At 32.6% G+C, this 6,756-nt stretch carries 6 protein-coding genes; 1 reads left to right on the top strand and 5 read right to left on the bottom strand.

The window, feature by feature from the left end:
- Window positions 1-37: 37 nt before the first annotated feature.
- The 5 genes from ACH2BP_RS10325 to ACH2BP_RS10305 all read right to left on the bottom strand — a co-directional run bounded on the left by ACH2BP_RS10325 (window position 38) and on the right by ACH2BP_RS10305 (window position 4,729).
- On the bottom strand, window positions 38-382 hold the full coding sequence (locus ACH2BP_RS10325) for a histidine kinase (RefSeq protein WP_395059582.1): 345 nt from the start codon (window positions 380-382) through the stop codon (window positions 38-40).
- Window positions 383-385: 3 nt separating this feature from the next.
- Entirely contained in the window at window positions 386-997 is a 612-nt protein-coding gene (locus tag ACH2BP_RS10320) for a fumarylacetoacetate hydrolase family protein (protein ID WP_395059580.1), read from the bottom strand.
- 45 nt (window positions 998-1,042) lie between these two features.
- Window positions 1,043-1,813 (bottom strand): exonuclease domain-containing protein, encoded by a 771-nt coding sequence (locus ACH2BP_RS10315; RefSeq protein ID WP_395059578.1) that lies wholly within the window; start codon window positions 1,811-1,813, stop codon window positions 1,043-1,045.
- A 341-nt stretch (window positions 1,814-2,154) separates the two neighbouring features.
- On the bottom strand, window positions 2,155-3,465 hold the full coding sequence (locus ACH2BP_RS10310; RefSeq protein ID WP_395059576.1) for a dihydrolipoamide acetyltransferase family protein: 1,311 nt from the start codon (window positions 3,463-3,465) through the stop codon (window positions 2,155-2,157).
- Between the two features lie 97 nt (window positions 3,466-3,562).
- On the bottom strand, window positions 3,563-4,729 hold the full coding sequence (locus ACH2BP_RS10305) for a glycosyltransferase family 2 protein (RefSeq protein ID WP_395059574.1): 1,167 nt from the start codon (window positions 4,727-4,729) through the stop codon (window positions 3,563-3,565).
- A gap of 39 nt (window positions 4,730-4,768) precedes the next feature.
- Between ACH2BP_RS10305 and ACH2BP_RS10300 the strand changes: the two genes are divergently transcribed.
- Entirely contained in the window at window positions 4,769-6,631 is a 1,863-nt protein-coding gene (locus tag ACH2BP_RS10300) for an ABC-F family ATP-binding cassette domain-containing protein (protein ID WP_395059572.1), read from the top strand.
- Window positions 6,632-6,756 lie beyond the last annotated feature (125 nt).

Here is a 6,756-nt window from a genome sequence, read left to right as displayed (position 1 = left end):
ATAGAATTATTCATTTTAAATAATTTAAAATCAAATCCTACAAACTAAAATCTTTTTTAATCTCAGCTAAAGCCAAATCTATACGAGCTGACATACTTTTGTATATTTCTTTAATTTCTTTTTTCTTACCTTTATCTTTTGTCCATTGTTCTATTTGTAGGATTTCTTCAAAGGAAGCTTCCATTCCCAATAAATCGAGTGTAGGTTTTACTTTATGAGCATAACCATAAGTATGGGAATGATCCTTTGCGTTTATTCCCACTTTAATTTGCTCAACATCTAACGGGACTTCTTCAATAAACAAATTAATTAATTGAAGTACAAAATCTTTGTCATCGTCAGATATTGCATAAACTTTTGCTAAATTATAATGTATTGCCATACTTTACTTTACTTGAATTCTAAATAATTTATTTTCTTCTAAAAAACCTTCTAAAACATCATTAGAATTTACTTTTGCAACTCCTGCTGGCGTTCCAGTAAAAATAATATCGCCAATTTTTAAGGTGAAATATTGAGAAACATAAGCGATTAACTCATCTATTTTCCATAACATATTTGCTGTATTTCCTTTTTGAACCGTCTCTCCATTATTGGTTAATTCAAATTTAAGATTTTCTAGCGAATTAAAAACTTTTATCGATATAAAGTCCCCTATAACCGCTGAACCGTCAAAAGCTTTTGCTTTTTCCCAAGGCAAACCTTTGTCTTTTAGTTTTTGTTGTAAATCACGGGCTGTAAAATCGATTCCAACACTAATTTCGTCATAATATTTATGCGCAAACTTGGCATCGATATATTTTCCAACTTTATTTATACGTACAATAATTTCTATTTCGTGATGAATATCATCCGAAAATTCTGGAATTACAAACGGATGTTGTTTGAGCAATACTGCTGAATCTGGTTTCAAAAAAACCACAGGTTCTGTTGGTCTTTCGTTCTGTAACTCAGCTATGTGTTCGGTATAATTTCTTCCTATGCAAATTATTTTCATTTCTTAAAATTGAAAATTTAATGATTCAAAAATTGAAAGATTAAATTATTTAGTATTCAGTTTTCGAAGCTTAATTGCTGTTAAAACTTTTTTGGTGTATAAAGGAAAATCAGCATTTTGAATCCAACTAAAATAACCTGGTTCGGTTTCTAGAACCTTATCTACTTTTGCCCCTTTGTGTTTACCGAAGGTGAAAATTTCTTCATTATCCTTGTCGAAAGCTATCATTCCAGCAAAATCAGCAATTTTTTTTCGGGTTGTGAATTCTGAAAGCGATTTCATATCATTTTCTAATTCAGGATAACGATCAAGTTGTGCTTTTAGAATTTCGTACGTTGCCATGGTATCTGCTTCGGCAGAATGAGCATTTTCTAATGATTTTCCAGTATAAAATTTTAGAGCAGCACTTAGAGTACGTTCTTCCATTTTATGAAAAACAGTTTGCACATCGACAGAAACTCTTCCTTTCATATCAAAATCGACGCCAGCACGAAGTAATTCTTCTGCTAATAATGGAATATCGAATCTATCAGAATTAAACCCTGCTAAATCTGAATCTTTTATCATATTATAAACTTGCGAAGCCAATTCGTTGAAAATTGGTTCGTTAGCTACTTTTTCATCTGTTATTCCATGAACTGCTGTAGTTTGTGCGGGAATTGGAATGGTAGGATTTACCAACCATGTTTTACTTTCTTTGTTTCCGTTTGGGAAAACTTTAAATACTGATATTTCTACAATTCTGTCTTTTCCTATATCGATTCCTGTGGTTTCTAGATCGAAAAAGCAGATTGGACGTGTTAATTTGAGTTCCATTTGGTATGTTTGTGTAAATACAAATGTAAAAGTTTAAAGATGAATTTAACAATTTTACAATGATTTATTTTTTCTTTTTTTGACTACATATGAGATGGATAAAACGGGTTTTCGCAGATTAAATAAATGCACATTTAGTAACAATCGTTTATTTCTAGCCCTGATTACTTCACTGTACTTTTATTTTCAGAGGAGATCAGCGTACTTCGTTTGCTGTGAAAATCCTTTTTTGATCTCGTTTTTTTTAACGAGAGAAAAAAGATTGTAACGGAAAGCAGGATTAGCTCCTAAAAAAAAGCGACTCAAAATTTGAATCGCTTTATTGTACTGTTATTTATTATTTAGAAATCTCTATTTACATCAAATGCTTCAAGATAATCTGCAACGCGTTTTACGAAGCTTCCTCCTAATGCACCATCTACAACTCGGTGATCATATGAGTGCGAAAGGAACATTTTTTGACGAATTCCGATGAAATCTCCTTCTGGAGTTTCGATAACTGCTGGCACTTTACGAATCGCTCCAAGAGCTAGAATTCCTACTTGTGGCTGGTTGATAATTGGTGTTCCGAAAACCGAACCAAAAGTCCCAACATTTGTCACGGTATAAGTTCCGCCTTGTGTATCGTCTGGTTTTAATTTTCCTGCTTTTGCACGATTTCCTAAATCGTTTACCGCTTTTGCCATGCCTACCAAGTTTAATTGGTCCGCATTTTTTATAACTGGAACGATTAAGTTTCCGTTTGGTAAAGCTGCTGCCATTCCTAGATTGATATTTTTCTTTTTGATGATATAATCACCATCAACCGAAATATTCATTCCTGGAAAATCTTTTAACGCTTTTGCCACCGCTTCCATCATAATTGGTGTGAAAGTTAGTTTTTCGCCTTCTCTTTTTTCAAAAGCATCTTTAACTTTATTTCTCCATTTTACGATATTTGTCACATCGACTTCGATAAACGATTGTACGTGTGCCGATGTTTGTACTGATGCAACCATGTAACCAGAAATAAGCTTACGCATTCTGTCCATTTCAACGATTTCGTCACCTCCATTTACAGAAACCGGAGCTGCCTTTTGTGCTACTGGAGCTACATTTTGAGTTGCAACAACTGGAGCAGTCCCGATAGCTATCGGGGCAACAGCAGGCTGATTTCCTCTATTTTTTATGTAATTTAAAAGATCTTCTTTAGTAATTCTTCCATCTTTTCCTGAACCCGAAATACTTTCTAATTCAGCTACAGAAACACCTTCTTCTTTAGCGATGTTTTTCACTAATGGAGAAAAGAATTTATCTGAATCTGAAAAATTAGCTGGTGCTGAAACTGATTCTTTCGCCGTTTCTACAGTCTTAGCAACATCTGCAACGGCAATTGGAGTTGCTTCTTGTTTTGCAACAACAACGTCTCCCCCTTCTGTTTCGATAATAGCTATGGTTTGTCCAACTTGAACTAAATCATCTTTGTTAAATAATTGCTCTATCAATATCCCTGAAACTTCACTAGGAACTTCACTATCAACTTTATCAGTAGCTATTTCTAGTACCGCTTCGTCCATTTCGATTTTGTCCCCAACTTGTTTTAACCAATTTGTGATAGTCGCTTCCGCAACGCTTTCTCCCATTTTTGGAAGTTTCAATTCAAATCTTGCCATATTGTTTGCCTAAAAGGTTTTTTGGTTTTGATGACGCAAAAATAATAAATTTAACACTAATTTCACGAATTAACAGCAATTAAAAAAAATTTGAAATCTAGTTTTTAAAATCTGATATTAAAATTACTTCTCCACGATCATTACTACTATTGCTACCTGTAAGAAAATCAGTAGTTTGCGGAAGTATTTTGAAAGTGATTTTTTTATTTTTATTCAATCGCATTGTTTGAATTATTTCTTTAAAATCGATATAATTATTATCAAATACGAATTCATAAGTCGTTTTTTTAAGTAAATTTTGCGAATAATCTATATTTAAACTGTCTTTTTCGACAAGAAACACCTCTTTTTTTAATTTCGTTTGAAGCTTTTCTTTTAAGAATTCATTATCTGAGATTAAAACATAGCTTTCTGGTGCAATCCTTGCTTTTTGTTTGCCTTGAAACATCTTGATAAATGAGAAAATAAGAATTCCTATTTTCATAAATAGAGAAAAGAAAACTGACACTTTAAAATGTTTTTTATAAAAGAAATTCATTGCTTCCTGAAAGCGTTTCATATACGTTTCGTCCTTAATTGTACTTTCTCCTTTATAATGAATTACTGTTGTTTCGTGGAAATAATAGTTTGTTTTACCTTTTTGCAAAACCATATAACTCAAATCGATATCGTCCGAATACATGAAACAATTTTCGTCGAAACCGCCAATTTCGAGATACAATTCTCGTTTCATAACCATAAATGCACCAACCAAAATATCTACTTTTCCTGTTTCGTTATCATGCAAGTGTTGCGCATAATATTTTCCGAAATAATTTGAAAATTTATACACTCCGAAAATTTTAGTAAATGCCACAAATGGAGTTGGAACGCCTCGTTTGCTTTCTGGAAGAAAATTCCCTGTTCCGTCCATGAGTTTACAACCTACAATCCCCAAGTTTTTTTGGCTTTCGGCGAAAGCCAAAATTTTTGTAAAAGTATCTTCAGCAACCACTGTATCTGGATTAAGAATACAAACATATTCGCCTTTTGCTTGTGCAACTCCTATATTATTGCCTTTCGGAAAACCTGAATTTTCTTTGTTTTCGATGAGTTTTACCTTTGGGAAACGAGTTTTCATCATTTCGCAACTGTCATCAGACGAATTATTATCGATTACAATAATTTCCGCATCAATTACTTCAATAGATTTTTGAACGCTTATAACGCAGAGCTCAAGAAAATAGCGAACGTTGTAATTAAGTATGATGATCGATAGTTGCATTTGACAAATATAAATTACTTTTGCAAAAAAAATACTCTTGTGAATTACTTATCTGTAGAAAATATTTCTAAGTCTTTTGGTGAACGAACTTTGTTTAAAGACATTTCTTTTGGAATAAACAAAGATCAAAAAATTGCTTTTATTGCCAAAAATGGTTCCGGAAAAACCACTATAATGAGCATTATAAATGGTATTGAAGAGCCAGATACTGGACAAGTAATACTCCGAAAAAGTATTAAAATGGCATTTTTATCGCAAAATAATAATTTGCAAGAAGAATTAACTATTGAGGAAAGCATTTTTGCTTCAGACAATGAAACGTTAAAAGTAATTGAGGCTTACGAAAAAGCACTCGAAAATCCAGATGATAGTGAAGCGTATCAAAAAGCATTTGACGATATGGATCGCCATGATGCCTGGGATTTTGAAACACAATACAAGCAAATTTTATTCAAATTAAAGTTGGAAGACTTTAAATTGAAGGTTAAAAACATGTCGGGTGGTCAAAAAAAGCGACTTTCGCTGGCTATCATTCTTATAAGTCGTCCCGATTTATTGATTTTGGATGAACCTACCAATCACTTGGATTTAGAGATGATCGAATGGTTAGAAAGTTATTTTGCCAAAGAGAATATCACCTTATTTATGGTTACTCACGACCGTTTTTTTTTAGAGCGTGTTTGTAACGAAATTATTGAACTAGACAACGGAAAATTATACCAATATAAAGGTAATTATTCTTATTATTTAGAAAAAAAAGAAGAACGACTTACATCCGAAAATTCAAGTATAGACAAAGCTCAAAATTTGTTTATAAAAGAATTGGCATGGATGCGTCGTCAGCCAAAAGCGAGAACTACAAAATCGAAATCTCGTCAAGATGATTTTTATTTAATAAAAGAGAAAGCAGAAAGTCGAAGAAAAGACAATGTTGTAGAGCTCGAAATAAACATGGAACGTATGGGAAGCAAGATTATTGAGCTTCACAAGATTTCTAAAAAATTTAACGATCATGTTATTTTAGATAATTTTAGTTACGATTTTCAACGTGGTGCCAGAATTGGAATTATTGGTAAAAATGGTACAGGAAAATCGACTTTTTTAAATCTTTTGACCGAAACAATTCCTCTAGATGGCGGAAAAGTAGTGGTTGGAGAAACCATTAAAATTGGATATTATACCCAAAGCGGGATTAATCCAAAACCAGGACAACGCGTTATAGATGTTATTAAGGAATATGGTGAATATATCCCGTTGATGAAAGGTAAAATTATTTCGGCATCGCAATTGCTGGAGCGTTTTCTTTTTGACAGTAAAAAACAATACGATTTTGTAGAAAAACTGAGTGGTGGAGAGCTAAAACGTTTGTATTTGTGTACGGTTTTAATTCAGAATCCAAACTTTTTGATTCTTGATGAGCCAACCAATGATTTGGATATTGTTACTCTGAATGTGTTAGAAAGTTTTCTTTTAGATTTCCCTGGCTGCTTGCTAGTTGTTTCTCACGACCGTTATTTTATGGATAAAATCGTAGATCATTTATTTGTATTTAGAGGTCAAGGAGAAATTGAAAATTTTCCAGGAAATTATTCAGATTTCCGTGCTTATGAAGACAGTGCTGATGTGGCTCAAAAAGAAGAAAACAAAGCCGAAAAGAAAGATTGGAAACAAAACAATCCGACAGGAAATTTGACTTTCAATGAGCAAAAAGAATATCAAAAAATCGAAAGAGAAATTAAAGACTTAGAAGTTCAAAAAATCGCAATCGAGCAATTATTTTCGGACGGAAAAGTCGCTGATGCTGATATTTCTGCCAAAGCAAAAGAGTTAGAAAATATTATTAATAAAATGGAAGATAGAGAAGAACGTTGGTTCGAATTATCTGCAAAAATTGAAGGGTAAATATTACACCGAGATTCACAAAGTTTACACAGAGGCTCACGAAGTTTTTTTTCAGAGTCTTTTGTGAAAAATTAAAGTTTTTTATTGGATTTTCTCTGTGTATCTTCGTGTCTTTTTCTTTGTAA

Origin of the sequence: Flavobacterium sp., from assembly GCF_043756175.1 — a bacterium.
Classification (GTDB): domain Bacteria; phylum Bacteroidota; class Bacteroidia; order Flavobacteriales; family Flavobacteriaceae; genus Flavobacterium.
This window is presented reverse-complemented; position numbering and strand designations above follow the sequence as displayed.